The sequence below is a fragment of the Gemella massiliensis genome (assembly GCF_900120125.1).
GTDB classification, from domain to species: Bacteria; Bacillota; Bacilli; order Staphylococcales; family Gemellaceae; genus Gemella; species Gemella massiliensis.
Window position 1 is genome coordinate 633700 of the sequence record NZ_LT635546.1, and the last position, 26121, is coordinate 659820.

36 protein-coding genes and 1 pseudogene are annotated in these 26121 nt (G+C 28.7%); 8 read left to right on the plus strand and 29 right to left on the minus strand.

The genetic code is table 11. The features are described 5' to 3' along the window. Positions 1–10: 10 nt before the first annotated feature. The 16 genes from BQ7358_RS08035 to BQ7358_RS08110 form a co-directional block, all read right to left on the minus strand. On the minus strand, positions 11–304 hold the full coding sequence (locus tag BQ7358_RS08035) for a helix-turn-helix domain-containing protein (protein WP_062173813.1): 294 nt from the start codon (positions 302–304) through the stop codon (positions 11–13). Continuing rightward, positions 297–710, minus strand: coding sequence for a hypothetical protein (locus BQ7358_RS08040; protein ID WP_072520465.1), 414 nt, complete (start codon positions 708–710; stop codon positions 297–299). Before BQ7358_RS08040 ends, BQ7358_RS08035 begins: the two co-directional genes overlap by 8 nt. Then, positions 710–1153: a RusA family crossover junction endodeoxyribonuclease gene (locus tag BQ7358_RS08045; RefSeq protein ID WP_072520466.1), complete on the minus strand. Its 444-nt coding sequence runs from the start codon at positions 1151–1153 to the stop codon at positions 710–712. Before BQ7358_RS08045 ends, BQ7358_RS08040 begins: the two co-directional genes overlap by 1 nt. Before the next feature lies 1 nt (position 1154). After that, on the minus strand, positions 1155–1880 hold the full coding sequence (locus tag BQ7358_RS08050) for a phage antirepressor KilAC domain-containing protein (RefSeq protein ID WP_072520467.1): 726 nt from the start codon (positions 1878–1880) through the stop codon (positions 1155–1157). Between the two features lie 13 nt (positions 1881–1893). Further along, positions 1894–3165, minus strand: a complete 1272-nt coding sequence (locus BQ7358_RS08055) for a hypothetical protein (RefSeq protein ID WP_072520468.1) — start codon at positions 3163–3165, stop codon at positions 1894–1896. Positions 3166–3168: 3 nt separating this feature from the next. Next, entirely contained in the window at positions 3169–3738 is a 570-nt protein-coding gene (locus BQ7358_RS08060) for a single-stranded DNA-binding protein (RefSeq protein WP_072520469.1), read from the minus strand. 15 nt (positions 3739–3753) lie between these two features. Then, complete coding sequence (locus tag BQ7358_RS08065) at positions 3754–4329, minus strand: ERF family protein (protein ID WP_159428395.1); 576 nt, start codon at positions 4327–4329, stop codon at positions 3754–3756. After that, complete coding sequence (locus BQ7358_RS08070) at positions 4329–4751, minus strand: hypothetical protein (protein WP_072520471.1); 423 nt, start codon at positions 4749–4751, stop codon at positions 4329–4331. The genes BQ7358_RS08065 and BQ7358_RS08070 overlap by 1 nt, the downstream gene beginning before the upstream one ends. Then, a complete protein-coding gene (locus tag BQ7358_RS08075) occupies positions 4738–5166 on the minus strand; it encodes a hypothetical protein (protein ID WP_072520472.1) in 429 nt (142 codons plus the stop codon). Before BQ7358_RS08075 ends, BQ7358_RS08070 begins: the two co-directional genes overlap by 14 nt. Further along, positions 5141–5524, minus strand: coding sequence for a hypothetical protein (locus tag BQ7358_RS08080; protein WP_072520473.1), 384 nt, complete (start codon positions 5522–5524; stop codon positions 5141–5143). Before BQ7358_RS08080 ends, BQ7358_RS08075 begins: the two co-directional genes overlap by 26 nt. Before the next feature lie 79 nt (positions 5525–5603). Then, entirely contained in the window at positions 5604–6113 is a 510-nt protein-coding gene (locus tag BQ7358_RS08085; RefSeq protein ID WP_062173833.1) for a dUTP diphosphatase, read from the minus strand. After that, positions 6113–6301 carry a hypothetical protein gene (locus tag BQ7358_RS08090; RefSeq protein ID WP_040461274.1) on the minus strand — a complete coding sequence of 63 codons (189 nt, stop codon included), beginning with the start codon at positions 6299–6301 and terminating at the stop codon, positions 6113–6115. Before BQ7358_RS08090 ends, BQ7358_RS08085 begins: the two co-directional genes overlap by 1 nt. After that, entirely contained in the window at positions 6298–6552 is a 255-nt protein-coding gene (locus BQ7358_RS08095) for a hypothetical protein (RefSeq protein WP_072520474.1), read from the minus strand. Before BQ7358_RS08095 ends, BQ7358_RS08090 begins: the two co-directional genes overlap by 4 nt. Beyond that, entirely contained in the window at positions 6549–6755 is a 207-nt protein-coding gene (locus BQ7358_RS08100) for a helix-turn-helix domain-containing protein (protein WP_072520475.1), read from the minus strand. The genes BQ7358_RS08095 and BQ7358_RS08100 overlap by 4 nt, the downstream gene beginning before the upstream one ends. 25 nt (positions 6756–6780) lie before the next feature. After that, entirely contained in the window at positions 6781–7005 is a 225-nt protein-coding gene (locus BQ7358_RS08105) for a hypothetical protein (RefSeq protein ID WP_072520476.1), read from the minus strand. A gap of 12 nt (positions 7006–7017) precedes the next feature. Then, positions 7018–7248, minus strand: coding sequence for a hypothetical protein (locus BQ7358_RS08110; protein ID WP_072520477.1), 231 nt, complete (start codon positions 7246–7248; stop codon positions 7018–7020). Positions 7249–7305: 57 nt separating this feature from the next. Here BQ7358_RS08110 and BQ7358_RS08115 point away from each other — a divergent pair, with 57 nt between their 5' ends. Then, positions 7306–7695 (plus strand): DUF2513 domain-containing protein, encoded by a 390-nt coding sequence (locus tag BQ7358_RS08115; RefSeq protein WP_072520478.1) that lies wholly within the window; start codon positions 7306–7308, stop codon positions 7693–7695. On the opposite strand, the gene BQ7358_RS08120 is transcribed toward BQ7358_RS08115, so the two are convergent. Beyond that, positions 7677–7874, minus strand: coding sequence for a hypothetical protein (locus BQ7358_RS08120; protein ID WP_072520479.1), 198 nt, complete (start codon positions 7872–7874; stop codon positions 7677–7679). The genes BQ7358_RS08115 and BQ7358_RS08120 overlap by 19 nt on opposite strands. A 127-nt stretch (positions 7875–8001) precedes the next feature. On the opposite strand from BQ7358_RS08120, the gene BQ7358_RS08125 reads away from it, so the two are divergent. Further along, positions 8002–8208, plus strand: a complete 207-nt coding sequence (locus BQ7358_RS08125; protein WP_072520480.1) for a hypothetical protein — start codon at positions 8002–8004, stop codon at positions 8206–8208. A gap of 109 nt (positions 8209–8317) precedes the next feature. Here the strand turns inward: BQ7358_RS08125 and BQ7358_RS08130 are convergent, their stop codons facing one another. Next, on the minus strand, positions 8318–8503 hold the full coding sequence (locus tag BQ7358_RS08130; protein WP_072520481.1) for a helix-turn-helix domain-containing protein: 186 nt from the start codon (positions 8501–8503) through the stop codon (positions 8318–8320). A 288-nt stretch (positions 8504–8791) separates the two neighbouring features. Here BQ7358_RS08130 and BQ7358_RS08135 point away from each other — a divergent pair, with 288 nt between their 5' ends. The 3 genes from BQ7358_RS08135 to BQ7358_RS08145 all read left to right on the plus strand — a co-directional run bounded on the left by BQ7358_RS08135 (position 8792) and on the right by BQ7358_RS08145 (position 11082). Further along, positions 8792–9136: a helix-turn-helix domain-containing protein gene (locus BQ7358_RS08135; RefSeq protein WP_234971581.1), complete on the plus strand. Its 345-nt coding sequence runs from the start codon at positions 8792–8794 to the stop codon at positions 9134–9136. Positions 9137–9390: 254 nt separating this feature from the next. Continuing rightward, positions 9391–9840, plus strand: coding sequence for an ImmA/IrrE family metallo-endopeptidase (locus tag BQ7358_RS08705; RefSeq protein ID WP_159428396.1), 450 nt, complete (start codon positions 9391–9393; stop codon positions 9838–9840). 171 nt (positions 9841–10011) lie between these two features. Beyond that, positions 10012–11082: a site-specific integrase gene (locus tag BQ7358_RS08145; RefSeq protein ID WP_072520484.1), complete on the plus strand. Its 1071-nt coding sequence runs from the start codon at positions 10012–10014 to the stop codon at positions 11080–11082. Positions 11083–11220: 138 nt separating this feature from the next. On the opposite strand, the gene rpoD is transcribed toward BQ7358_RS08145, so the two are convergent. Continuing rightward, positions 11221–12306 carry an RNA polymerase sigma factor RpoD gene (gene rpoD, locus BQ7358_RS08150; RefSeq protein WP_062173198.1) on the minus strand — a complete coding sequence of 362 codons (1086 nt, stop codon included), beginning with the start codon at positions 12304–12306 and terminating at the stop codon, positions 11221–11223. Positions 12307–12316: 10 nt separating this feature from the next. Further along, a complete protein-coding gene (dnaG, locus tag BQ7358_RS08155) occupies positions 12317–14110 on the minus strand; it encodes a DNA primase (RefSeq protein WP_062173197.1) in 1794 nt (597 codons plus the stop codon). 255 nt (positions 14111–14365) lie between these two features. Here dnaG and trkA point away from each other — a divergent pair, with 255 nt between their 5' ends. Continuing rightward, entirely contained in the window at positions 14366–15736 is a 1371-nt protein-coding gene (trkA, locus tag BQ7358_RS08160) for a Trk system potassium transporter TrkA (RefSeq protein WP_062173196.1), read from the plus strand. 14 nt (positions 15737–15750) lie between these two features. After that, positions 15751–17211, plus strand: a complete 1461-nt coding sequence (locus BQ7358_RS08165; RefSeq protein ID WP_062173195.1) for a TrkH family potassium uptake protein — start codon at positions 15751–15753, stop codon at positions 17209–17211. 26 nt (positions 17212–17237) lie between these two features. On the opposite strand, the gene BQ7358_RS08170 is transcribed toward BQ7358_RS08165, so the two are convergent. The 7 genes and pseudogenes from BQ7358_RS08170 to BQ7358_RS08200 all read right to left on the minus strand — a co-directional run bounded on the left by BQ7358_RS08170 (position 17238) and on the right by BQ7358_RS08200 (position 22064). Then, the gene (locus BQ7358_RS08170) at positions 17238–17564 is read right to left on the minus strand and encodes a hypothetical protein (RefSeq protein ID WP_062173194.1); all 327 of its coding nucleotides are present in this window, start codon (positions 17562–17564) and stop codon (positions 17238–17240) included. After that, positions 17548–18381, minus strand: coding sequence for a 16S rRNA (cytidine(1402)-2'-O)-methyltransferase (rsmI, locus tag BQ7358_RS08175; RefSeq protein WP_062173193.1), 834 nt, complete (start codon positions 18379–18381; stop codon positions 17548–17550). Before rsmI ends, BQ7358_RS08170 begins: the two co-directional genes overlap by 17 nt. A 64-nt stretch (positions 18382–18445) precedes the next feature. Then, positions 18446–18688 (minus strand): annotated as a pseudogene (locus BQ7358_RS08180) (GIY-YIG nuclease family protein); the annotation flags it as partial. Beyond that, a complete protein-coding gene (locus BQ7358_RS08185; protein WP_062173192.1) occupies positions 18681–19412 on the minus strand; it encodes a tRNA1(Val) (adenine(37)-N6)-methyltransferase in 732 nt (243 codons plus the stop codon). The gene BQ7358_RS08185 and the pseudogene BQ7358_RS08180, both read right to left, overlap by 8 nt. A gap of 1 nt (position 19413) precedes the next feature. Next, positions 19414–20256 (minus strand): DNA polymerase III subunit delta', encoded by an 843-nt coding sequence (locus BQ7358_RS08190; protein ID WP_072520486.1) that lies wholly within the window; start codon positions 20254–20256, stop codon positions 19414–19416. Beyond that, entirely contained in the window at positions 20243–20872 is a 630-nt protein-coding gene (gene tmk, locus BQ7358_RS08195; RefSeq protein ID WP_062173191.1) for a dTMP kinase, read from the minus strand. Before tmk ends, BQ7358_RS08190 begins: the two co-directional genes overlap by 14 nt. 13 nt (positions 20873–20885) lie before the next feature. Then, entirely contained in the window at positions 20886–22064 is a 1179-nt protein-coding gene (locus BQ7358_RS08200; protein ID WP_072520487.1) for an aminotransferase class I/II-fold pyridoxal phosphate-dependent enzyme, read from the minus strand. Between the two features lie 276 nt (positions 22065–22340). Between BQ7358_RS08200 and BQ7358_RS08205 the strand changes: the two genes are divergently transcribed. Next, positions 22341–23420, plus strand: a complete 1080-nt coding sequence (locus BQ7358_RS08205; RefSeq protein ID WP_062173189.1) for a branched-chain amino acid aminotransferase — start codon at positions 22341–22343, stop codon at positions 23418–23420. 74 nt (positions 23421–23494) lie between these two features. Here the strand turns inward: BQ7358_RS08205 and BQ7358_RS08210 are convergent, their stop codons facing one another. Together BQ7358_RS08210 and brnQ are read right to left on the minus strand one after the other, a co-directional pair. Beyond that, complete coding sequence (locus BQ7358_RS08210) at positions 23495–24289, minus strand: formate/nitrite transporter family protein (RefSeq protein WP_062173188.1); 795 nt, start codon at positions 24287–24289, stop codon at positions 23495–23497. A gap of 137 nt (positions 24290–24426) precedes the next feature. Then, a complete protein-coding gene (brnQ, locus tag BQ7358_RS08215) occupies positions 24427–25755 on the minus strand; it encodes a branched-chain amino acid transport system II carrier protein (protein ID WP_072520488.1) in 1329 nt (442 codons plus the stop codon). Positions 25756–26121: the final 366 nt, after the last annotated feature.

A 26121-nucleotide genomic window follows, 5' to 3' on the forward strand; every position in this document is an offset into this window, starting at 1 on the left:
TATCCTTTCTTTATAACGCTGAAGCTAGTATTGTTATTACTGCTATAAAAATAAACACTAATACAAATATTACTCCAAGATTTTTATTGATTTTTATCTTATCATTTTCTCCCGATAGAAAATCAATACTAACATTAAAGTAATTTGCTAATTTTATTAGTCTTTCTTTATCAGGAATACGACCTTTTTCATATCCACTAAGCGTTGTGTGAGGTATCCTTACCTCTTTACTTAGTTTTCTAAGGCTAACATTTTTATTTAATCTTAAATATTTAAGTCTATTCGAGAATTTTTCTTTATTCATGATTTCCTCCTAAATCAATACTTCTTAACCATTCTATAAAATCTTGCTTTTCTTTCAATAAATCAAAGCCAGTTTCTTTTGATATTACTTCCGCCATATCTTGACTACTTAACCACTCTTGGTGATAATCTTTAAATATTGTCATCATCTCTTGATAAAATTCCCCTAACCTTTTACCACCCCAGCCTTTATTTCTAAGTGCTAATAATGGAACTCCTAACAAATTAATAAATATATCCTCGTAAGTTGCTTCTAAAACTTTAATCTTATTCCGTTCTATTTCGTTGTGTATTTGTTCTTTAACTTTGATTTGAGTAAATTTCTTTAAATCTTTCACACTAACATTATTCAACACATTAGATTTTTTTATTTTCTTTTTCTTATGTTTTTTCTTTGAAACTGCCATTAGTCAAACTCCTTGATAAACTCATTAAATTCATTGTCAATCTTTTCAACTTCTCTAATTTTGATGTAAATACCGCTACAATCATGCCAACGTTTTTTAACTATCAAATCAGTAATCAAACTATCATCTTTGTAATAACCTAGTTTAGCTAAAGTATCCTGTAATGTTTTTTGTAAATTATCTAAATCAGGTCTAGTTCCTTTTCTTTGACCATTTTTAGCTTGTTTAGTCTTAGGGAATACCCAAATCACTGTAAGCTCTATAGGCGTGTCAAACGGCTTATTAGGCTGCTTACCACACAACGCTTTAATAAGTTGCCCTTTAGCTAGTTTAGTTTTCGATGTTTCGTAAAATCTTTTTGTCTTGGTCGAAAATTTCTTTTGTTGTGCTGTAGTCCTTGGAAAATCTTCGCTTTTTATTTTTGTAAAAAAATTAAAAATCATCTTAAATTACCCTTACAAATTTATTAATAAAATATATTTGCCCTTTACCTGTTACTTTCGGAGTTTTAGTTATTCTAATAGAGCCGTCAGGGTTGTTATGCGTGCTTTCTTTAATCTCAAATAATTTCAACTCCATGCTTTTTTGAGTAGGCATGTTCCAATCATTGCCTTTTCTTTTGATTAAATATCCCTTTTCTCTTAACCAGGCAAATAGTCTTTTTTGCCCTATACTAATTCCGTTTTGTTTTAATATTTTTGCTAAATCGCCAATTAAAATTGATGTATGGCTAGAATTAACAGCGTCAGCAAATATAACTTTTGGCTTTTGTTCTTCTATCGCAGTTTCCAAAGTTTGAATTTTCTTATCTGCAATTAATAACGCTCTTGCCATTATCCTTTCAGGGCTGTTGAATTCTTTCTCAACTTTAATAAAATACTGTCTTACTTCTTTTCCTTTATCCGTTCTTTGCAGCATTGCTATTTCTTTAGCCATATCAAATTTGATAGCATGGTCTAAAATAGTTCTCCTAACATTTCTATTTCCCTCTTTTTGAACTTGCTCAATTTTGAGCGGGTTGAAATCTATTCCTTCCACAAACCCATATTCACACATTCTAGGGAACCAGTCTTTATATGCTGTATTCACTTCCAATGCTTCATGTAGTATTCTACCGCTTACTATCGGCTCTTGATTTTCGTTTAATTCTATTTTTATAATTTCTCGCATTCTATTCTCCTTTTTATTCTTTTAACCAATCATAACCTAAAGAACTTTCAGAATTTTTATTATCTTTAGATTTGATTGAATTGTATAAACTTGTGATTATGTAATTCTTTTTATGTTTTATTTTTTTGTTATTTAAGATTTTATTAGCACAATATTCTATATGCTCATCTTTTATTTTTTTTAATTGATTTATAATTTCGTCAATTTCTACGCGTTTGCCGTTTATCCTAAAACTCTTGTTATTGCTATTCATAACATCTTTTACAACATCTTTTATAAACTCTTTTTCTTGCTCATGTGAGTTTATAAAACCAATTTGACGTTTCTGATACCCTCTCGCTTTGATAAAATCATTTTCGGTATAATTACTCCAAATTTTCTCCGAAACGTCTGAATGGTATCTTAAATCGTCTAATTTTGATATTTCTGTTTCAAACTTAGAACTATTTTTTTGATTTTTGTTATTTTTATTTATTTTTTTACTAGAAAAAGTGTATTGTTTTTTGTTTGTATTTAAATTATCTTTATCAGCTTTATCATTTATACGTTTGTTATAACTATACTCTTTTTTATTGTTTGATATTTTATTATGGTTATATATATTATTACTAGATATGTTATTATAGTTATTACTAGTATTACTAAAGGACTTATTATAGCTTATACTTGTATTACTAGTATCTTTGATAAAGTTATTATATTTAATATATATATTATTATCTTTATTAATATCTTCTATGGAGTTGCCATTTTGGCAATCCGCAAATTGCCAATTTGGCAATCCACCCTTGCCATTTTGGCAACCCTTGCCATTTTGGCAACCCTTGCCATTTTGGCAATTGTTTTTTTGTATTTTTTTGTCATTGTGCCTTAACATTAACGTCTTCACAGGTTCATCGGGTTTCTTTTCAGGTTCACCACTAATGTTAAAATATTTGTTATATTTATTATTTATTTTATTGTAATTTATTCTATAATATTTTCTATTCCCTTTTCTCAAAGTGATTAAATATTTATTTTTCTCTAAGGTAGATATAATTCTAATTAATGTTCTTTTTGTAAAACAATTTTTAAAATCTCGTTCTATCATTTCATCGAAAGAACTCCACATATAGTAATAACCGTTTATAAAATTCTCGCTATTCTTCTTATTAATTTCTAACCAATAATCAATCTGTTGGAGGACTAGAGCTTCGTTCAGATACCCTACTCCCCCTAATACTTCTAATAGTTCTAAGTTAACTACTAATACTTTACCATTTTGTTTGAATATATCTCTTTCCATATTTTAATCTTCTGCAAAAGGATTTGGTATATCGTCAAATACTGTGTTAGTATTATTAACTCCCATCATCGGGTTAAATCCAAAGTCCATTTGAGTATTATTATTTTGTCTGATGTGTTCTAAAGCGTCAGGTGCTTGTTTATTGTTATATCCATTATTTTGATTGTTATATCCTTGGTTAAAGTTATTCTGTTGGTTATATCCGTTGTTATTAAATGACTGATTATATTCTTGATTAAATTGTCCTTGTTGTTCTCGTTGTTGTTTGCTTTCTAAAAATTGAATACTGTTAACCATAACGTTTGTTGTGTATACCGTGTTACCTTGGTTATTTTGATAACTTCCAGTTTGAATACTTCCTACAACACCTATTAAGCTGCCTTTACCGCAAAATTTAGCTAGGTTTTCAGCTTGCTTGTTAAATACTTTACATGTTATAAAGTCTGTATCTTTTTCAGCTTTAAAAGCTCTATTTACGGCTAATGTAAAGTTAACATAAGCTGTGTTATTAGCACTGTATTTTAATTCCGGGGCTTTAGTTAATCTCCCAGTTAAAGTTACGTTATTTATCATAATTTCTTATCTCCTTTATCTCTGGTTAAATAAATTGAATACTTGCATTAATTGGTTATCTGTTAATTCATCAAAGCTATTTGCTTTAATATTGTTATTATTTAACCACCCTTTAATTTGGCTTATTTCGGCATTACTATTTAGCATTTGTAATATTTTTACTCTATCTATTTTTGTCGTGTTTTTTACTTTAATATCTTGTGCGTCTAACACGTCATTTTCGCTTATATTTAACGCTATATTATACGCATAACGTCTTGCGTATGTTATCATAGCACCTATATCTTGTTGTTTGCCTAATTGCTCTTGAATAGGGCTGTAAAACGTTTCTGAATGCCCTGTTTCAGTATCATAAATAATAAGCTCTGCTTGGGATTTTTCTCTATAAATATTTATGTGGTCTGCTAACCCTATTTCATCAAATATCTTATTAATATGTGGTAAAAAGTCACTCAATTCAAAATAATTAAATTTTTGAAATGGGTTATAACCACTTTTTTTAAAATCTTTATTTTGTAACTTTAGCCTTGCTTTTTGCAATTTTTTATATAACTTAGCTTTATTTTTTAAAATATCTAATTCTTCACTCATTAAGCTTCCACCACCCATTTTAGATAATCACCTAACACTTCTTTAAAAAAGTCGCTTTCTAACTCATCTTTAGTGAATAACTGCACTAAATCTTCACTGTGAAAACTTAATTTATCCATTGCTTTAAATTGTTCTGTTATTCTGTTGAAAGTAATATATTGCTGACCACCTAATGTTAATCCCGGTAACGGTATTTCATAATATCCTGTTCTATCTTCGATTCTAGTATCTTCATAATATCTAACTATTTTTTTTAATGTTATAGGGGTATTTCGAAATGTAATTGAATATTGTTCTGTTACCCCTGTTATTCCATATACAACACTTTTTCTTGTAATTTTTAATTCTTGACTTTCTTCGTCTTCAATTATGTCATATCCCATATCTTTAATTTTTTCTTTAAATTTTTTAGTCGTTATCATAGATTATCTCCTTTGCTAATACCCTATAATAGCTTGGTATTTTTTCTAATTCAGCTACAGTAAATGATTGTTTTAAAGTAGAACGACCTCTGCTAGCGAAATAACAATCTTTGTCTTCATCGTAAGTAAGATATTGTTGATAGCCGTCGCTAGTTTTTAAGTTAAATAGTGGTATTTCAAATAAAGTAATATTTTTTTCTTCTCTCTCATCTATTGGAGTATCTTCGTATTCTCTCATTATTTGTTTTAATTCAATAGGAGTGAAACTATAAGTATTAATTAAATTAATATTACAAAATACTACTCCTAAGCTTCCGCTGCCATTACTGATACGAATTATTGGTGAAAAATCATTTTCAAATTCTATTTCATATCCTAATTTTTTAACTTTACTTATAAATTCTTTTGTTAACATTTAATTTCTCCTTTAAATAATTTATATATTCTTCTACTACCTCTAGTTCCTCTAATTCATTTAGTAAAGTATAGCTATTTTCTACATCTTTATCTAACTCATATTCTTCACTAAAATTAACTAATGTAGATATAATATACTCATCATCATATTTTTTTATTTGTTTTAATACTATATCTTGATTTTTGTTTAATTTTCTTATTTTATCGTAAACAGCTATACTTTTGCTTTGAATACAATCTTCTAAATCTTCTTTTAAAACTTTTAAATGTTTAGTATTCCATTTTTCAGCTTCTAAAATTTCTTCTGCAAAAGAAAGTAATGTGTAAGCTGCTTTTAAGTTAGCGTTATCTCTCATTACTTGCTTTTTCCTCCTAAATATGTTATTTTTAACTTATAATATGTTATTTATACAGTCCTTTCTCAGAGGGCTGTTTTTAATAATTCTCTTTCTGTCTTTGGATATTTATTTTTGATTTTCGCTCGTACGCTTCAAATAGATCTTCAAGCGAATAATATAACATTGCTATATCTAAAATTAACTCAATTGCCATTTCGCTTTCTTGAACAAATACTGTATTTATTACTCTTTTAGCGAACAAATAACCTTTGCTTATCTCATTTAACATTCCTTTTTGATGAGAATTATTCTCCATTCTTTTTGTGATAAAAATACATCTCATTAGGCTTAAATTTCGCTTATCATCATTTAACAACGATAAAGCAAATGCTAAGCAATCGGCTAATTCCTCTAATTGTACTTCTTTAGATTTTCCTCTATTCTTTTTCCAATCTTTGAATAATTCAAGCGTGTTATACCATTCGTGAAACTCTTCGTGTAAAGCTGTAGTTATATTTTCCCTTCGCCATATTTCAACATGGGCGTCGACTTCACATTGCAGCGATTGAAGTTCGATTAATTTATCGTGTAATTCATAAGTATTCATTATTCAACGTCACTCTCCGGGAAAAAATTATCAATTCTTTTATCAAAGATATACGCCCATGCCATTGCAGTGAATAGAGATACTGCTAAAATAGTCCCCCATTCTATATTGCTTGCCATCAATGCGAACGCGCTAGTCGTTGTAATTGACAAATATACAGCGTTGTTAGTTCCTCTGTGTAGTTTCATTGCCAAACTCCTTTAAATAGTTCTACTTCTTTTATTAAATTTGTGTCTTGAAAATAATCTCTCCATGATAGGTAATGTACGAAAGCTTTTATCTCTATCCCTTTACATTCACTTAAATAACTTTCTCTTGGATAATATCCCGCTTCCCACAGTTTTATAAACTCATCTTTATATTTGTTAAATTTAGTTGTCCCTATGTTGGGAAATATTTTCGCTGCTCGTTCTGCATTTAGCCATTTAGTCTCTATCATATTTTCACCTCCTTTAATTTATTTAAATCGATATCCAGTACCTTAGCTATCTTAACAGCGTTATCTAACTTAGGGCTAGATGTGTTACCATTAAGCATAGAGTGTAATGTTTGTTCAAAAATACCTGTTTCTTTCGACAACCTGTAAATTGTCATCCCTTTATTTTCTAATTGTTCTTTTACCGCTTTATAAAATGCTTTCATAATTTTGAAATTATTTCAGTAGACTTTAAAGATTAACTTTCTGTGATTTATATTTAAGAACATCATATGTAAAGTTTAATACCGCGTAGCACTCTTCAAATGTTAATTCTTTTTTTTCAAATAAAGATACAATTTCATTTGTCAAGGGTGCTATTTTTTCTTTTATTCCATCTACTAAATCTGGTTTCATTTCTGTAGGATATTGACTTGATATTCTATTAATCGTATTTAAAATTTCTTCTCTTTCCATTACCATCACTCCTTATTTAATCTCTTGAACTACAGATTCTTTAACTAGAAAATCTGTAGTTCTTTCTAAAACTTTTCTAGCTTTCCAATATGGAAGATTATGCTTAGCTAAAACATTAATAATCTCATTTCTAATCGGTTCTTCTTCTTTAAGAGAAAATTTATCATGAGTATTAACTTCTGTGTATTTAACATCTACAAGTTCATTATTTACATTTACAATAGTTTCCGTTTTAATCTCCATTCCCACTCCTCCTTTCACTAATTTATGATATAATTACCTCAAAGGAGGTGAATTATAATGAAGTTAAATTATGAATTAATTAGAAATCTACTTCTAACAGCAGAAGACAAAGAAAATAATAGTTCTTTATCTCAAAAAGAATTAGATGAATTTATTGATAAATTCGATTATACTTTTGACGAACTAACTTATCATCTAAAACGATTAGAAGAAGCAGATTATATTGATGTCACTATTCGATATGCTTCAAATCAAGTATATATCTATGCACTAAATTATATTACTTGGGATGGGCATCAATTTTTAGACACTATCCGTTCTGATAAAGTTTGGTCTACTTCTAAAAAAGTCGCTAACGATTTAAAAGTAAAATCTATTTCTGCTTTTACTCAAATTGCTTTTCAAGTAGCTTCTAATTTAATATCTAATTACTTATCATTTAAATAATTAGTTTTATAAAACTCTTGAGTGTTATTTAATATATCTATTAAAACCTCGGGAGTTATTTGTTTTCCATGTTCAATCACCTCTATATCTAAAGTTAGAGTAGCTTTAGATGTTTTTAAATCTTTAGATACAGGGTATTCTTTTTGTTCTATTTTGTAATTTTTAATAAAAGCTATCATATTTTTTTCTCCTTTCTTCCCTTGAGCAATAAGGGAGTTTTTTAATATAAATTCCTAGTTACACGTTGTTTATATGCTATAATTACCATACAGGCTCATTCGCCAAGTAATATAGGAGGTAATTATAATGGATAAAAATTTCAATAATTTTCTTAACAATCTAACACCTGATAAAATTTCTAAAATCGCCAACGAAGCCGATAAAAGTGTCGAAGTTTTTAGAAATCAAGAAGACGATAGAACCCGTTTAGGAAATCAAGTTGGCGGTATATCGATAAAAATTACTTTAGGTCTGCTTGAAGAGTACCATAAATGGTTGCACCAAGAAGATTAGAGTCAACCTTAATAGACTTACGCTCATTTGCGTGGTCTATTAATTTTTTTGCAATAAACACACTGCTTATAATTAGTAGTAGATTTTTCATACCCCTCACTCCTCCTTTCTAAATTATTCCCTCAACTCTTAAAATGTATTCAATTTTTTCAATTCTTTCTTTAGGAGTTCTTTTCCCTTTTAGAATATCAATTACATACGGGACAGAAATACCAACCATATCAGCAAGCCATGTGATCGTTTTCTTTTTAAGTTCTAACTTATATTTCACTTCCCTGTAAAACTCTTCCGACATATTATCACCTCCATTAAGTTTTTAATTAAAGTTTTAACTGAAATTGTTGACAAAACATTAAGTTTTATGCTAAAATTTAAGCATAGTTAAATAAACCAATAAATAAATCTATATTATTAGTGTTACAAACGTTTCCCGACGTTATTTTATTTAATTTTGTTTATTAGCTAAATAACTAGCTTAATTTTATTATAATAGATTTAAACTTATTTGTCAACATATTTTTTAGGTTTAAACTTAATTATTTTAATTTTATTGCTAAAAAAGGATGTGAAAACCTTGAGTACAGTGCATATAATTAAACAATTAGCAAATAGAAAAAATATGAGTTTTGCTGAATTAGAAAGAGAAATAGGTCTATCTAATGGAACTATCGCTCGTTGGGGAAAAGCTTCACCTAATTCTAAAGGATTGGAAGCCGTCGCTGATTATTTCAACGTATCAGTAGATTACCTACTAGGCAGAGAAAAACCGCAAGAAGATGAGTACGAACAACAGTTAGTCGCAATGTTCAGGAAACAAACAGACGGCATGAATGATTCTCAAAAAGAAAAATTCAACAAATCACTAGACAAATTATTCTCAGTCGCAGAGGTCTTACTAAGCGACGAAGATAATTGGAAAGGAGATTAATGAAGAAATATGAATACAACATCGTAAGCCAAGAGAGATACTTACAATATCGACAAAAAGCGTACGAAATACTGAGAGAAATCGGACTTCCTCCGAAACTAATCACATACAAACATATAATAAATCACTTTAGGAAGAAGTACAACATAAAATTTGTTCTATTTGATGTAGAATATCCAGAATTTGGAATACAACCACAAATAAACGACTACTTCGGGCACTTGCTAAACACAAACATAGTCCAAGGAGTCGATATGGAATTTATTAAAAAGTGTTCGGGTATGATCATACCAAAAAAAGACAAATACGTAATAATGATAAATCAATCTTCAGGATACATAGAAAGGATAATATTTACTATATTACATGAATTAAGTCACGTCCACTGTCATTTACAAGGGAAATTTAATAGAACATTCATGTCACTTAATAGTGAAATGATAGCAGGAGAATACCCAAAAGAATTACAACCGTTCGAAGATGAAGCAAACATAGTAGCCTCAATTCTATATTTGCCAGACGAAACTATAATAGACCTAATAATAAATGGTTATAGCTATCAAGCGATACAAGAAGAAGTAAAAATAAGCAATGCAGCTTTATTTAATAGATTACGAAACTTCCTTATTTACAACAATATAGCACCATACCAAGCTACTAATATTGTAACAAACTTCCGAAATGGAGCACAAATAAGAATATAAAAGCATTGCTATTTGCAACACAAAATAAAAATTCCCTACTCCTGCAAGAGTAAGGAAAAAATTAGATACTGCAATATCTCGAAAGAATGTGTATGTGTATGATATATCACCAAACTACACTATAAGTATATCATACGCATCTACTCAAATCAAGAAAGGGTGTGTATTTCTATGTGGATAGAAGAAAGAAAAAACGGAACTTATATGTATAGGGAAAGAATAAAAGATGTTACTGGTAAGATTAAAACAATCAGTATCACGTTAGATGTTAAAAATAAAAAATTAGCTACTGAAATATTAAAACGAAAAAGATTAAAAGAAGAAAGTTACGTTGATTTAAGAATATCGTTTTTTAAAGCGTTAGAAATATATTTAGAAAAAGAAAAAGATGACTTGAAATTTAGTACTTATAAATTATATCGAAGTAGAATTACAAAAACTCAAAAAACAAATTTTGATATACCGTTATTAAATGTGAATGCTACATATCTTGATGATTTGATAAAAAAAATAGCTAAAACTAACAACACATATAATATTTATTTGAAATTCTATAAACGTGTATTAAGGGAAATGTACAAGTTAGATTACTTGCGAGATATAACCTGGTTAGATAAATTAGAAACAAAAGAACATAAAGTTAGTTATGATGGAAAATATTTTGAACTAGATCAAGTTAAAAAAATATTAGAGGAGATTAAAGATAATCAATATTACCATGATTTAATTGATTTTTTATTCAATTCTGGATTAAGAATAGGTGAAGCATTAGCTCTTACTGAAGAAGATATTCTTGAAGATGGTAGACTTAGAGTAAATAAAACACTAGATCAATTTGGGAATATCTACGCTCCGAAAACTTACGAATCAAATAGAATTATATCGTTAAATAAAAAATGTCAGGATATTATAAAAAATAGAATTAAAGTTAATGCAATAAAGGCTAGCATGAATAGTAGATATATAAATAAATATCTACTATTCCCTAAGAGTAATGGTGATTATAATTCATATAGTAGCATAAGTCAATGGACTAGAAAAAATATTCATTCATATAAATTTACATTTCATATGACTAGACACACTCACGCTTCATTGTGTCTAGATGCTAACATTCCTATAGAATTAATTTCAGCAAGATTAGGTCATAAAGGAACAGAAATAACAAGAAAGGTATATATTCACAAAACTAAAAAAGCAAAACAAAAAGAATTAGAGATTTTCAGAAATATAGAATTTTAAAAAAGGTAGTTTTTACACTACCTTAATTTTTTTATTATTTTTTTATGTTTTTTAAAAGTTATTTTGGACTTGCCCACTTTTTGCCCACTAACAAAAAATCTAACCATCTAAACCTTATTATACCAACGTTTAAAAAGGTTATTCCATAAAACCTTTTAACTTATTTAATTTAGATGGATGTTTTAATTTTCTTATTGCTTTTGCCTCGATTTGACGGATACGCTCTCGAGTTACACCAAAGGCACTGCCCACTTCTTCTAACGTATGAGTTTTTCCATCTTTTAAACCGAAACGAAGTTTAAGAACATTTTCTTCTCTATCTGTTAATGTTTCCAAAATTTCTTCAAGCTGTTCTTTTAACAATTCATTTGCTGCATGTTCTACTGGAGATTGTGCCTCCTTATCTTCAATAAAATCTCCTAAGTGAGAATCATCTTCTTCTCCAATAGGTGTTTCTAATGATACAGGTTCTTGAGCAATTTTTAAAATTTCTCTAACTTTTTCCGGTGTCATATTCATTTTTTTTGCTATTTCTTCAGGTTTAGGCTCACGTCCTAAATCTTGAAGTAATTGTCTTTGTACTCTAATTAAACGATTGATTGTTTCCACCATATGCACCGGGATACGAATCGTTCTCGCTTGGTCAGCTATTGCACGTGTAATTGCTTGTCTAATCCACCAAGTTGCATATGTACTAAACTTAAATCCTTTTGAATAATCAAATTTTTCTACCGCTTTGATTAAACCCATATTTCCCTCTTGGATTAAATCTAAAAACAACATTCCTCGCCCTACATATCGTTTTGCTATACTTACCACTAAACGTAAGTTTGCCTCAGCTAAATCTTTTTTTGCTTGTTCTTTTTCGTCTTCAGTTCCACTTTCTATAATTTTAGATAATTCCAATTCTTTTTCTTTTGATAATAACGGTACTTTCCCTATTTCTTTTAAATACATTCTAACAGGATCATTTGTTCTTATCCCGGCTGGAACAGATAAATCTTCTAAATCTATTTCCTCTTCCTCAGCATCTTGGTGATTTACATTTATTAAAATAATATCCTCACGATTTAATTCTTCGTAAAAATCATCTATTACATCAGAAGAAATATCCAATTTTGACAAAGCATCTACTATTTCTTCTTGTGCAAGTTCACCTTGCTTTTTACCTTTTTCTATAAACTCTTTTTTTATGGTTTCAAAATCTTTTATCTTTTTAGCCATGCCCTTCTCCTTATTTTTTGTATTTTTTTAACTGTTCCAATAATCTTTTTTGTGTTTCCATATCCATTTCTTGGATAGCTATTTTTAATAATTCCTTCAATTCATCAATATTAACTTCACGCTTTTTAAAATGATTTATATAATCATTAACCACTTCATTATTTGGATTTTCCTCTATTAAAAAATCTGTTTCATCAATATACGTTGCTAACTGAATCGTATCTTCATCATCAATGCTATGAATAAATTTATGAATATAAAACTCAAAATTATTATTATAATAAATTATTAAATAATCTAATAATTTTTCGAATGAATGATGTTTAAATTCACAGTCTTCTAGCTGTTCGTAGTTTTCTATAAAAAGAATTCGACTTTTAAAAAAATATTTAAATAACTTACACATTTTCTTATCATAATTTATATTATTAAATATTTGTGACTTGTCTTGTGGTAGCTGCCACTGTCTAAATACTTCTTTTTTTCTTGTTGTTCTAGTCTGATGCAACTCTTTAACAAGAATTTGACGTTCTATGCCGAATTTTTTTGCTAAATAGTTTAAAAGTATATATTTTAATGATTCATCTTCTATATAAGAAATATTTTTCAGTATTTCATTTTTATAGTTTATCTTTTGTTCAATATTTGTTTTTGATTCTGCCTCACAATAGTCAACTTTAAAGGTGATAAAATGTTCTTTATTATTTTTAAAATAAGTTTGGGCATCAAAATCTTTATTATTTTTATTTTTTTGTGTTAAAAATTCATCCAAATCTTTTGCACCGGAAAATTTTAATTTAAAAATATTATCCGTTTTTTCTATTATCCTGTTTCCCAATTCTATTTGTGCTTTACTTCCTGCTGAATCATTATCAAGGCTAAGTGTTATTTTATCAACTAACGTCAGTATCTCTGCCAATTTATTATTGTCGAGATTTGTTCCCATTAGAGCAACAGCATTTTTTATGCCACCTTGATGTGCTTTAATTACGTCCATATATCCTTCACAAAGTAGTATTTCTTTGTCTTTTGCTATAAAAGGTCTGGCGTCGGAAAAATTATAAAGAACTGTTCGTTTTTCAAATATTTTTGTTTCTTGAGTGTTATAATACTTAGCTATTTCTTTATCTTCTGACATGGTTCTTCCGGAAAAGGCAACCACTTGATTTTGATTATTTTTTATAGGAAACATTATCCTATCTCTGAAAACATCATAATAATTATTACTTTCGTTTTTTCCAAGCAATCCCGCTTCCACCATTATATCTAATGATAAATTATTAGAAGTAAAAAAATTTAATGCTATATTATTACTTTTTGGGGCATATCCTAGATTAAAATACTTTACTGTTTCCAAAGTTAATCCCCTATTTATTAAGTAATTTAGAGCATCTTCCGCTTCTTTGGTATTTAAAAGAATATAATTATAATAATCCGCAAGTAGCAAATGTCCATAATACATTATATCCAAATCGTCCGTTAAATTATAACTTATATCTTTTGATTCATTTGACTCTAAATTTAGTCCTAATCTTGTTCCTAATTTAACTATTGCTTGGTTATATGTAATATTTTCAATAAGCGATAAAAATTGAAAAATATTTCCACCCTTACCACAACCGAAACAGTGAGCAATCTGCTTATCGGGAGATACCGTAAAAGAAGGTGTTTTTTCATTATGAAATGGGCATAAACCTATATAATTTTGCCCACGTTTTTCTAATTTTATGTACTCGCTAACCAAATTCACTATATCTATATTCTCAAAAATATAATCTATATCTTGTTTAGAAATTTTTCCCACTTTACTCCTCCTTTAATAATTTAAAATTATCAACTATATGAAAAAGCGATAAAATTTCCTTTTTATAATTATACCACAAATTCTCAAATTAAGATATAACTTAATTCATATTGTTTAAAATAACTTATTTAGAAATTTGTCCTATTTTCAAAATAATTTTATAATTAAAAATATTTACAATAAAAACTGTCCTAAATTGACTTTCTTTTATAATATATTTATAATATTGTTATAAAAGAAAAAGGAGTTTTATTTGTGAAAGCTATTATTGTTGGTGGCGGAAAAGTTGGTGAGCTTCTGTGTGCCGACTTTTCTGACACTTTTAAAGAAGTTACTCTCATAGATACAAATGAGAAAAGAGTAGAAAAATTAGTTGAAGCATATGATATCCAAGGTTTACTTGGTAACGGTGCTAATTATGATATACTTCAAGAAGCAGGAACAAACATGGCAGATATGTTTATTTCTGTTACAGCCAGTGATGAAATAAATATTATTTCTTGCATTACTGCTAAACAAATGGGTGCAAAGTACACTATTGCCAGAATAAGAAATCCGGAATACTCCAAAACGAAAGAATTTTTAAAATCTTCTCTCGGAATTGACCTTGTTGTTAATCCTGAATATGAAGCTGCTAAACAAATTTATAATATGTTAAAATATCCTTCCGCAACAAAGGTTGAAAGTTTTTCTTGTAATAAATTCAACATATTAGAAGTTGTTATCAATGAGAACAGTCTTCTAAATGGTGTTTCTCTTATAGATAGTAAAGAAATTATTACTTTCCCTTCATTAGTTTGTTTAGTAGAAAGAAAAGGATTGGTCTTTGTGCCACGTGGTGATTATATTTTTGAAGTCGGAGATAAAGTCCATATTACAGCAGATAATAAAAATTTAAAAAAATTCTATAAACTTCTTGGTAATAAAGAAAATATTGATAATAAATTATCTTCCGCTCTTATTATCGGCGGTGGAAAAATCGCCTACTATCTTATTAAATTTTTAGAAAAAGCCAACTTTTACACAAAAGTAATAGAAATTAATAAAGAAAAAGCTATTTCACTTAGTGAAACTTATCCAAATGTTGATGTTATTTGGGCTGACGGTAGTGATCGTGATACTCTGGTAGAAGAAGGTATTCAAACTTTTGATAGTTGCATTTCTCTAACCGGTCTTGATGAAGAAAATATTATTATTAATCTTTATGCAGATAAACTGGGAATAAAAAAATCAATCGCTAAAGTCAACAGAGCTTCTCTTAAACAAATCGCCGAAGATATTGGACAATATTCTTATATAACGCCAAAAGAAATAATTGGAAATGTAATTTCAAAATATAGTAAATCTTTACAATGCAGTAAGAGTTCTGATATAGAAAATTTTTATCGAATTGCAAATAATCAAGTTGAACTTATTGAATTTAAAATTAGTGACAGTAATTTAAAAGTTATTGGGACAAAACTAAAAGATTTAAAACTTAATAATAACATCTTAATTCCCTTTATTGTAAGAAATAATAAACAAATATTCCCTAATGGTGAAGATGAAATCAAATTAAATGATAACGTTATTGTCATTTGCTATAAACAGAAAATTGAGCATATTGATGATATTTTAATTAAATAAGGGAGGAGAAAATAATGAATTATAAAATGATTTTCCATGTAGTAGGAAAAATGTTTAAGTTACTATCAGCATTACTTATGCTTCCAATTTTTGTTTCTCTTATTTATAAAGAACGTCAAAGTACCCTGCTATCTTTTTTGGCAGTTGCGGTACTTTGTTATATTTTTTACTTTGTTATTGATTACTTTACCGATGGAGAAAGAGATAGAGATTTTTATAATCGTGAAGGTTTTGTTATAGTTACTCTTACTTGGATTATTTTTTCACTATTCGGAGCATTACCTTTCTATTTTTCAGGTGAAATTCCAAATTATATAGATAGTTTATTTGAAACGGTCAGTGGTTTTACAACTACCGGTTCTACTATTTTACCTGATATTGAAAAATTAGATAAAAGTATTTTATTATGGAGAAGTTTTACCCACTTTATCGGAGGTATGGGGGTTATAGTTTTTGCTCTTGCTATTTTACCACGTTCTCCGCATAACATTCACATAGCAAAAGCGGAAATTCCCGGACCATACTTCGGTAAAGTAGTTTCATCAATAAAACAAACCGCAATCTATTTGTACAGTATTTACATAGCTTTAACAGTTATTTTGTTTGTTTTGTTGTTAATTGGAAATGTTGGAGTATTTGATAGTTTAAATATCGCATTCTCTACTGCTGGTACCGGGGGCTTTAGTATAAAAAATTCCGGAATTGCTTATTATAACAGCACATATGTTACCATCGTCGTAGCTATTTTTATGCTTATTTTTTCTATGAATTTAAATATTATCTACTTCGTAATCTTTAAAAAATTTTTTAAAGCATTAAAGAGTGAAGAATTACTTTGGTTCTTAGGATTGGTAGCATTAACATCTATTATTATATTCTTAGATATTTATCGTTCATATGATACACCATATCATAGTTTATTAGATGTATTTTTCACCGTATCATCGGTAGTATCCACAACCGGTTTTACCTATAATAACTTTGATATATGGCCAACATTTTCTAAAATGATTATATTACTTTTAATGATTGTCGGCGGATGCGCCGGTGGAACTGCCGGCGGAATAAAAATTCCTCGTTTTATATTTTTTGTTAAAAATGCAAAAAACTCAATCAGCAAAGCATTAAGTCCTAAAAAAATAATTTCAATTAAAATTGACGGAAAAATAATAAAGGACACTAACCCATTAGCAAACTATTTATTACTTTATAGTTTTATTTTTGTATTCTTATTACTAATTACCAGTATTCAAATAAACGATTTTCAGGATGCTGTTTCTTTAGTAGTAACCACTATAAGTAATGCCGGACCTGCATTTAATAACTACGGTCCGTTAAATAATTTTTCTTCTGTACCATATTTTACTAAAATTGTTTTATCAATTTCAATGCTTTTAGGAAGGCTTGAACTTATACCGTTAATTGTACTGTTTTCTTCTAAAACATGGAGAAAACGCCATACTATTAAAAAATAATATAAAAAGATGAAATTCATGAGTTTCTACTTATAAATTTCATCTTTTATTATTGTTACTATATTTTCTATCTCATCATTTATTTTTTCATCCAATTCTTTTTTTGTTATAAGATTATCATTATGCGCTTCTGAATACCCCAATATGACTGATAATGAATTTTTTACTTTGTGGAGCATAATTTTTTTCTTTTGTTCATTTTTATCAAGTTCAGTAGTTTTTAAATAAATTACCACTATATTAATTATTATTAAAATTGAAAGAACAATGTAAAAATAACTATTATAATAAGAAGCCACTAACGTTAAAATTATAAGAATATTAATTATAAAAAGGCTAATCATATTTTTCATGGTATAAGTTATACACCTCTTTTTTATTTATATTAAATTCTTTTGCAGTATTTTTTATCGCTTCAGATTTTTTTTCTCCATTTTTTACTTTATTATAAATAATATCTACTAAATTTTCTAAATTAATTTCTTTTAATTCTTCTTTTTTGTTTGGAGATATTATTATAACAAACTCTCCTTTAGTTTTTATTTCACTATTTTTAAGCATAATAAGGATTTCTTTTGCCGATTTTGTTTCTATTTGTTCAAACACTTTAGTTAATTCTCTTACTATTGAAATTTCTCTTAATTCATCAAGAGCAACTATAGTTTCTATCAAATTAATTATTCTGTGAGGAGATTCATATACTATTCCTGTTGTTCTGCTTTTTAAAATAGAATTTAATTTTTCTTTTAATTCTTTGTTTTTTCGTGGTAAAAAACCATAAAAAGTATAATTGTAAGACTCTAATCCACTGGATATTAATGCTGTAAGTCCTGCATTAGCACCGGGGAGTGCTACAACCTTTAAGTCTAATTCTCTAACTTTTTTTACCAGTATATACCCCGGATCTGAAATACAGGGCATTCCTGCATCAGTAACTAATGCAACACTTTTTTTATCTTTAAGATATTCAACTATTTTCTCACTCATTTTATCTTCATTATGTTCACGATAACTAATTAATTTTTTACTTAATATTTTATAATGAGTTAATAGCTTTTGCGTATTTCTAGTATCTTCACAAGCTATAATATCCACTTCTTTCAATACCTTTAATGCTCTTAAAGTTATATCTTCAAGGTTTCCTATTGGTGTTGGTACTAAATACAGCATTATTTTTCTCCTTTAGTTTAGCATTAATTTCTTTTATATAATTTTTCTTTTCTTGTGTTAAATTTTCTTGAATATATGCTAATTTATTTTCTTTTTTTAATTGTTTAAAAGCATATTCTCTTTTTATCGCTTCACTTTTTGTCAAAAATTCTTCATAATATTTCAGTATAACCGGTACCCTAGATTTTGTGTATTTTGCACCTTTTTTTGCATTATGTACTTCTAATCTTCTTAGTATATTCGTGGTATACCCGACATACAATGTATCATCAGAACATTTTACAACATACATAAAACTTTTAGTCAATACCATACACCTTCTTCATCTCGTTAGTATACGTCCCATCTTCGTTATAAATATATAAAGGCTGCTCCACTTTTATATCATTTACAGCTGATATACTACCTTCTACTAAAACCATTTTACTTCCTTCACTGGATTTCTTACTGTAAACAAACCTTATCCTTTTAATAGAAAGCCCAACTTTTGAACATTCAGATATTATATCGGCAATTCTGTAAGTTCTATGAACCAGACTAAATTTCCCGTTTTGCTTTAATAAATATTTAATAGCAGCAACAACATCTGCTAAATTACACAGTAATTCATGGCGAGAAATATTATGATTAAATCTTTCACGTTTTTTCGGCATAATTTCAACCGGAAAATATGGCGGATTGCATAAAACATAATCAAATGATGATGGATTATACAGTGATTTCACCTCTTTTATATCACCGTTTTGAACATGAATATTTGTTAAATTATTATATTCTAAACTTTTCTTAGTAAGTTCAACCAAATCCTTCTGTATCTCCAACATTTCTATACAAGCTCTACTTCGTTCACGTAAAATAATGGAAATACCACCGTTCCCACTACAAAGTTCTATAATATTTTTCTTTTCGCTAAGTGGTACGTTGGAAAAATAAGGGAGTAAAAATGAATCTGTTGACATACTGTAATAATCTTTTTTCTGAAAAATTTTAAAATTTTTTGAAACACTGTCCAATCTTAAATTTTCTTCCATACTACCCTCTATATAATAATTCTATTTTTTGATTGTTTAATAGCAGAGAAAAAAGGAATTTTTCTAAAACCAACATAGCTGAAACATTTAAACTTATGTCGGCTTTTGCCTGCAAAACACTTTCTTGAATTTTGCCAATATTCTTTATATCTTCTTCTATCGTCATCTGCGGATATAAATTACTGATGAAAATTGATAAAAAATCAAAAAAGTTAGAAATTTCATCTTTTGTTTTAAATTTCTCTAACATATATAGATTAGCTAAATGCCTATTTTTCTTATACTTCAATATAAACGTATTTAATATATTTTCGAACTCAGAAAAATTATTATTTTCCTGTTCGCAAGATCCAACAAGGCGAATATGCTGACAACGTGATGTAATAGTTGGTAAAACTGCACTAAGATTTTTGCAACTAAGTATTGCTATAATATTTTCTTCCGGTTCTTCTAAAAATTTTAAAATACTATTTGCGGCTTGCGGACTCATTTTTTCAATATCTTTTATCCAATATACTTTTTTACCGTAAAAAGATTTTATTGCTAATTCTGATTTTAGTTTTTGAATTTCTTCTTTTTTTATTGTAGATTCTTCACTATTTATTTTATAAAAATCAATATAATTACCATTATCGATACTTCTACAATTTCTACAATTTTCACAACTATAAAAATTTTTTTCATTATTATTCAAACAAAAAATTGCTTTAACAAACTGAATAACGAATTTATCAGAATATAAACTATCCTTGCCTATAACAAGATAGGCATGGGATAGTTTATTATTTTTTAAAGCATTTTCTACTGATTTTAATGAAATAGCATCTTTTTTAAATATTTTCATCATTTAAAAATCCTTCTACTACTTCTAACGCCTCTTTTTCTACAATATTGTAAGGCTTATTAGCGTCTATAGTTTTTATCCTTTTATTATACTCTAACGAAAGTTCATCATAACCTTGTTTTACTCGTTCATAAAATGAAAATTCTTCCAAATCCATACGATTATTATTATCTCTATTTTTTGTTCGATTTAAACCTATTTTTACATCTACACTGAAATATATAGTCAAATCCGGTTCTAAACCATCTGTTGTATACTTATTTATATTTATTATATCGCTCTTTTCTAGTCCTCGACCGTAAGATTGATACGCAATGGAACTATCTACAAATCGGTCACAAATAACTATATACCCTTTTTCAATATACGGTATTATCTTATTTATAATATGATCACGACGACTCGCACAAAATAGCAAACTTTCTGTTTTAGCATCTATTCGATTATTACTGTCAAATAATAATTCTCTTACTTTTTCACTAAACTCTGTACCACCGGGTTCCCTGGTTAAGATAACTTTATATCCTTTATTCACTAAGTATTTCGTTATAAATTGTAAAAAAGTAGTTTTCCCGGAACCATCTGTTCCCTCTACCGTTATGAATTTTCCTTTCATTAATTGTACCTTTCTATTTATTAATAAATTTTGTTATTCTCTCTACAGCTTCTTTTATATTTTCAATACTTGTTGCATAACTTATTCTAAAATAATCATTATATGCCGAACCGAATGCAGTCCCCGGGATTACACCAACTTTGGCTTCTTTCGCTAACAACTTACAAAAATCCATTGCACCTAAACTACTATATTGTTCAGGGATTTTTGCAAAAATATAAAATGCACCCTCTATTTCCGGAATTTCAAATCCTAATTCACGAAGTTTTGGAACCATATAATCTTTTCTTTCACGATAAGTTTCTATCATGTGTTGATTATATTTTTCCACCTCTTCATTTTCCAATGCCTCTACTGCTGCATCTTGAATAAATGTCGCTGCCCCTGATACGGTAAATAAATGGAAAACACCGATTTTTTTAATCATTGCCTCCGGCGCTGCAATAAAACCTACACGCCACCCTGTCATAGCATGTGATTTTGATAATCCACTGATTAATACCGTTTGCTCCGGAATAAATGTAGCTAATGAAGTATGTTTATAGTCATATGTTATATCTCCATAAATTTCATCACTCACTACAAAAATATCATATTTTTTCAAAACATCCGCTATAGCTTCAACTTCATCTCTAGTATAAGATACACCGCTTGGGTTATTCGGATAGTTAATTAATAAAGCTTTAGCATTAGGATTTTCTGATAAAACTTTATCCAATTGTTTCGGTGTCAGCTTAAATCCATTATCAACAGTATCTATGAATTTAATATTACATTTATTTAAAATACCTACACCTTCATAAGCAGAAAAATATGGCGTTACAATTAAAATAGTATCTCCCTCATTAGTTATCGCAGATATTGTATGTTCTATAGCTGCAGATGCCCCTATCGTAACAATAACTTCATCAGGTAAATAGTTCAATCCGAATTTATTTTTTAAATTTTTTGCCCATGCAGTTCTTAGTTCTACAATACCGTTATTTACAGAATAATGTGTTCTATTATTATCTAAAGCATTTTTTGCAGCTTCTTTAACTTCTTCTGCGGTATTAAAATCCGGCTCCCCTAACGTCAATTTTATAATACCGTCTATTGTTGAAGCAAATCTGTCAAACTCCCTTATCGGAGATCCTGTTAAATTCGCAAGTGATGTATTAAACTTATTTTCTAATGACTTTTTTATTTCCATAATTTCTTACCTCTCTCCATGTTTTATACTATTCATTTTAACACATTTCATAGAAAATTAAAATTCAAATAATATCCTATACTAAAATAATTTTTGTAAAATTTTTAGTTTAGAATACAACTTTATATTTAATACTTAAAAAAATCTCAACCCACTTTTAATATTCAGAAAATTTAAAAAAACTATTGCAATATTTTTTCATTAGTATTATAATGATAGAAAATAAGTAATTATTTATTATTTTTTAAAACATATAACATACGAAGGAGTAATTTTATGAACAAATTAACAGTAAAAGATATTGAATTAAATCTTACTAGCCATCCAAAAGAAAAAACACCTGATGATAAACTAGGCTTCGGGCAAGTTTTTACCGACCATATGTTTGTAATGGATTGGGACACGAAACGTGGTTGGCATAATCCTAAAATCGTCCCCTATGGACCGCTAGCTATCTCACCTGCACTAAATACTTTACACTATGGTCAAAGCATCTTCGAAGGTATGAAAGCATATATTGCAAATGGTGAACCGGTATTATTTAGACCTGAAGAAAACTTCAAACGCCTTAATAATTCTGCCGATCGTATCGCCCTACCGAAACTTGATGAAGAATTTGCCTTAGCCGCTTTAAAAAAATTATTGCAAATTGATAAAGAATGGATTCCTAAATCAGAAGGAACATCTCTTTATATCAGACCACTTATGTTTGGTGCCGAAGAAGCGTTAGGCGTTCACCCTAATAATAAAGTAAAATTCATTATTATGCTGTCGCCGTCAGGAAGTTACTTTAAATCCGGCTTACAACCAAATAAAATCTTCGTAGAAAATGAATATGTTCGTGCAGTTCGTGGTGGTTTCGGCTTTGCAAAAACTGCAGGAAACTATGCCGGTTCATTAAAAGGGCAGGCAAAAGCACAAAAACTCGGATATTCTCAATCATTGTGGTTAGATGGTGTTGAGCAAAAATACATTGAAGAAGGTGGGGCGATGAACATCTTTTTCAAAATTGACGGTAAATTTATTACACCTGAACTAAATGGTTCTATTTTACCGGGTATTACTCGTGATTCAGTGATTAAATTATTACGTTCTTTAGGTGAAACTGTTGAAGAAAGAAAACTTGCACTAACAGAAGTATATGAGGCATATGATAACGGAAAACTTGAAGAAGTATTTTTATCTGGGACAGCAGCAGTTATTGCGCCCGTTGGAGAACTGTTTGACGGTACCAAAAAATTAGAGATAACCACTGAAGCCGGTGAATGGACTACTAAAGTTTATGAACAATTAACAGGTATTCAGCTTGGAAAAGTAGAAGATACTTTCGGTTGGGTTACTAAAGTAGAAGAATAAAGTATTAAAGAAGGAAACTAAAACAACTAGTTTCCTTCTTTATTTTTATAGCTTTGTCTATTATTTTAAAAATTTTAATTTGTTTTTTTCTTATATGCTAATGTGTAAAGTCCTGCTACTAAAATTGCTCCACCTAGAAAATTCCCTAAGAAAATAACTCCCATATTTTCGGCAAACTGTGCAAATGTAATATTTGCACCACCAAACATTGCAGCCGGTATTACAAACATGTTAGCAACGACGTGCTGAAACCCAACAGCTACGAAAGTCATTATTGGAAACCATGTTCCAAGTATTTTCCCACTGACATCTTTAGCACAGAATGATAACCATGCACCCATTCCAACTAACCAGTTACAACCAACACCTGAAAATATACCTTGCCAAAATGTTGAATTAATTTTTGCTTCTGCTGTGACTAACGTTTTTTCAAAAATTACCCCTTCGGTAAGTCCGGTAACATGTCCTAAAAAATACGCAACGAAGATTGCTCCTACTAAATTAGCAAGTGTTATTATAATTAAATTTTTCACAAAAAGTTTTAAACTTACTTTTTTATTAAAAAATGCCAATGTCACCGCCATCATATTACTGGTAATCAATTCTCCACCACCAACCAGAATACAAATAAGTCCAATTGGAAAAACAGCAGCACCTAATAAAACACCTAATCCCGCCCATTCATGGGGTATAGAACCGGCTATTCTAAGATAAGCTAAATATCCCACCGAGATAAATGCTCCACCTAAAAACCCTAAACTTAGCATATATTTTAGGCTACCGTTGGCTTTCATAACTCCTTTTTTACTAGTGTATTCGTATAATTCCTGTGGCTCTAAATAAGCCTTTGTGTGCATAGCTTCTGCCATAATTATTTTTCTCCTTATTTTTTAACTATAGCCATTATACAACATTAAAGTAGTTTTTTCAATCTGTTTTATAATAAGTTATTAAAACAATAAAAGATAATCTAAAATTCAATTTCAACTTTAGATTATCTTTTTTACTATTTACTTTCTTTTTTTATTAAGTTCAATAATATTCCTAAAACAAATCCTAATATCGCAAAATTAATCCATGCAAAAACACCTTGAATTGGTAAGAATTTCACTAAAAAATTATCAATAACCGGTACAGAAGTCCCTATAGTTGAAGTTACTGTTGTATATAAACTGAAAAGTCCTGTCAATAATGCTGTACTTGCATAAACAATTTTTTTCCCGCCGAATAGATTATTTAAGAATCCTAATGCAATCAATACCATAGTTAGTGGATACAATAATACCAATACTGGAACTGCCCCTTTAATAATCGCCGCTAAACCATAATTACCAATTGCAAATGAAAACACTGTTAGTATTATTGCATATACTTTGTAGTCAATTTTAGGATATAATTTATTGAAATATGTTGAACACGCCGTTACCAGCCCTACACTTGTTGTTAAACAAGCCAACAGTACAATAATAAACAATAATACTTTTCCTACATTACCGAAGTAATATGTTGTTGCACCTGTTAGAACTCCTGCTCCTGTTTTTTGTAGACCTAAGATCGATACCGATGTTGCACCGATATTTGAAATAAAGATATATACCAATGCTAATAAAAGTGCAGCAATTAGTGCAGATTTTAAAGTATTTTTTGCCACTTCTTCTTTTGTTTTTGCTCCATATAATTTTACGGCATTAATAACAATAATTCCAAATACCAGCGAAGCTAAAGCATCCATAGTATTATATCCTTCCATTAAACCGCTGGTAAATGCCAAACCATTTGTTGCATACGTTTGTGTTGGAGCTTGATAACTTCCCATTGGTTTTACTAGTGATGCAATTATTAAAATAATCATAGATAATAATAAAACCGGTGTAATCATTGTACCTATTCTGTCAACAAGTTTATTAGGATTAATAGCAAGCCTTAACGTTGCCCCCATAAACAAAGCTAAAAATATTGCCTGTACATATATTGTATAGTTTGCCGGTATAAAACTCGATAAACCTAATTCAAAAGTAGTAGTTCCTGTTCTGGGAATTGCAAAAAATGGTCCAATAGTTAAATATAATAACGTAGTAAATAATATACCAAATGTTTTCCCTGCTCTACTAGATAATTCTAATAAATCTTGAGCACCTGAATAACCCATAACTAAAACCCCAAGTAGAGGTAATCCCACTCCCATTATAATAAACCCAATCATCGCAATAGGCAAGCGATCTCCTGAATTCTGACCTAAAAACGCCGGAAATATTAAATTTCCTGCTCCAAAAAATAATGCAAATAGCATAAGTCCGATAGAAATATATGGGTTTCTTTTTAAAAATTTAAGCATTCCATTTCCTCCATAATCTTTTTTTAAAACCTTGTATATATACATTAATACATTTATTAGTTTTTGTCAATAATATTTTTGAAAAATAACGATTATTTTATTATAAAATCGTTTAAATTTTCTGAAAAATTAAAATCAAATAGTTATAAATTAATTTTTACTGTAAAATTTATCGACAAGTAACAAGAATCTTATGATATGTGATTTGCAGAAAATTTCATTTTTTCTATCTCTAAAAAATTAAAGAAATAATATTTAGTTTACAATAGAAAACTATTATTTTAAAAAAAGAAATTCTAATCTTTAAACCTTACTTAGATAGAGATTAGATATGTTTTAAATTCAAATTTCCAAATAACAAGTTAA

Coding starts and splice junctions, on each gene's coding strand:
- BQ7358_RS08060 (WP_072520469.1), bottom strand. CDS start 3,738: ATGATAAATAACGTAACTTTAACTGGGAGATTAACTAAAGCCCCGGAA.
- BQ7358_RS08170 (WP_062173194.1), bottom strand. CDS start 17,564: ATGAAAAATATGATTAGCCTTTTTATAATTAATATTCTTATAATTTTA.
- BQ7358_RS08055 (WP_072520468.1), bottom strand. CDS start 3,165: ATGGAAAGAGATATATTCAAACAAAATGGTAAAGTATTAGTAGTTAAC.
- BQ7358_RS08120 (WP_072520479.1), bottom strand. CDS start 7,874: ATGATAGCTTTTATTAAAAATTACAAAATAGAACAAAAAGAATACCCT.
- tmk (WP_062173191.1), bottom strand. CDS start 20,872: ATGAAAGGAAAATTCATAACGGTAGAGGGAACAGATGGTTCCGGGAAA.
- BQ7358_RS08115 (WP_072520478.1), top strand. CDS start 7,306: ATGAAGTTAAATTATGAATTAATTAGAAATCTACTTCTAACAGCAGAA.
- BQ7358_RS08190 (WP_072520486.1), bottom strand. CDS start 20,256: ATGAAAATATTTAAAAAAGATGCTATTTCATTAAAATCAGTAGAAAAT.
- BQ7358_RS08125 (WP_072520480.1), top strand. CDS start 8,002: ATGGATAAAAATTTCAATAATTTTCTTAACAATCTAACACCTGATAAA.
- BQ7358_RS08095 (WP_072520474.1), bottom strand. CDS start 6,552: ATGATAGAGACTAAATGGCTAAATGCAGAACGAGCAGCGAAAATATTT.
- BQ7358_RS08110 (WP_072520477.1), bottom strand. CDS start 7,248: ATGGAGATTAAAACGGAAACTATTGTAAATGTAAATAATGAACTTGTA.
- BQ7358_RS08075 (WP_072520472.1), bottom strand. CDS start 5,166: ATGTTAACAAAAGAATTTATAAGTAAAGTTAAAAAATTAGGATATGAA.
- BQ7358_RS08185 (WP_062173192.1), bottom strand. CDS start 19,412: ATGGAAGAAAATTTAAGATTGGACAGTGTTTCAAAAAATTTTAAAATT.
- BQ7358_RS08090 (WP_040461274.1), bottom strand. CDS start 6,301: ATGAAACTACACAGAGGAACTAACAACGCTGTATATTTGTCAATTACA.
- BQ7358_RS08035 (WP_062173813.1), bottom strand. CDS start 304: ATGAATAAAGAAAAATTCTCGAATAGACTTAAATATTTAAGATTAAAT.
- BQ7358_RS08080 (WP_072520473.1), bottom strand. CDS start 5,524: ATGAGAGATAACGCTAACTTAAAAGCAGCTTACACATTACTTTCTTTT.
- BQ7358_RS08145 (WP_072520484.1), top strand. CDS start 10,012: ATGTGGATAGAAGAAAGAAAAAACGGAACTTATATGTATAGGGAAAGA.
- BQ7358_RS08040 (WP_072520465.1), bottom strand. CDS start 710: ATGGCAGTTTCAAAGAAAAAACATAAGAAAAAGAAAATAAAAAAATCT.
- BQ7358_RS08085 (WP_062173833.1), bottom strand. CDS start 6,113: ATGAATACTTATGAATTACACGATAAATTAATCGAACTTCAATCGCTG.
- BQ7358_RS08045 (WP_072520466.1), bottom strand. CDS start 1,153: ATGATTTTTAATTTTTTTACAAAAATAAAAAGCGAAGATTTTCCAAGG.
- BQ7358_RS08210 (WP_062173188.1), bottom strand. CDS start 24,289: ATGGCAGAAGCTATGCACACAAAGGCTTATTTAGAGCCACAGGAATTA.
- BQ7358_RS08050 (WP_072520467.1), bottom strand. CDS start 1,880: ATGCGAGAAATTATAAAAATAGAATTAAACGAAAATCAAGAGCCGATA.
- rpoD (WP_062173198.1), bottom strand. CDS start 12,306: ATGGCTAAAAAGATAAAAGATTTTGAAACCATAAAAAAAGAGTTTATA.
- BQ7358_RS08200 (WP_072520487.1), bottom strand. CDS start 22,064: ATGGAAATAAAAAAGTCATTAGAAAATAAGTTTAATACATCACTTGCG.
- BQ7358_RS08205 (WP_062173189.1), top strand. CDS start 22,341: ATGAACAAATTAACAGTAAAAGATATTGAATTAAATCTTACTAGCCAT.
- BQ7358_RS08130 (WP_072520481.1), bottom strand. CDS start 8,503: ATGTCGGAAGAGTTTTACAGGGAAGTGAAATATAAGTTAGAACTTAAA.
- BQ7358_RS08070 (WP_072520471.1), bottom strand. CDS start 4,751: ATGATAACGACTAAAAAATTTAAAGAAAAAATTAAAGATATGGGATAT.
- brnQ (WP_072520488.1), bottom strand. CDS start 25,755: ATGCTTAAATTTTTAAAAAGAAACCCATATATTTCTATCGGACTTATG.
- BQ7358_RS08705 (WP_159428396.1), top strand. CDS start 9,391: ATGGAATTTATTAAAAAGTGTTCGGGTATGATCATACCAAAAAAAGAC.
- BQ7358_RS08065 (WP_159428395.1), bottom strand. CDS start 4,329: ATGAGTGAAGAATTAGATATTTTAAAAAATAAAGCTAAGTTATATAAA.
- BQ7358_RS08105 (WP_072520476.1), bottom strand. CDS start 7,005: ATGGAAAGAGAAGAAATTTTAAATACGATTAATAGAATATCAAGTCAA.
- BQ7358_RS08165 (WP_062173195.1), top strand. CDS start 15,751: ATGAATTATAAAATGATTTTCCATGTAGTAGGAAAAATGTTTAAGTTA.
- BQ7358_RS08100 (WP_072520475.1), bottom strand. CDS start 6,755: ATGAAAGCATTTTATAAAGCGGTAAAAGAACAATTAGAAAATAAAGGG.
- rsmI (WP_062173193.1), bottom strand. CDS start 18,381: ATGCTGTATTTAGTACCAACACCAATAGGAAACCTTGAAGATATAACT.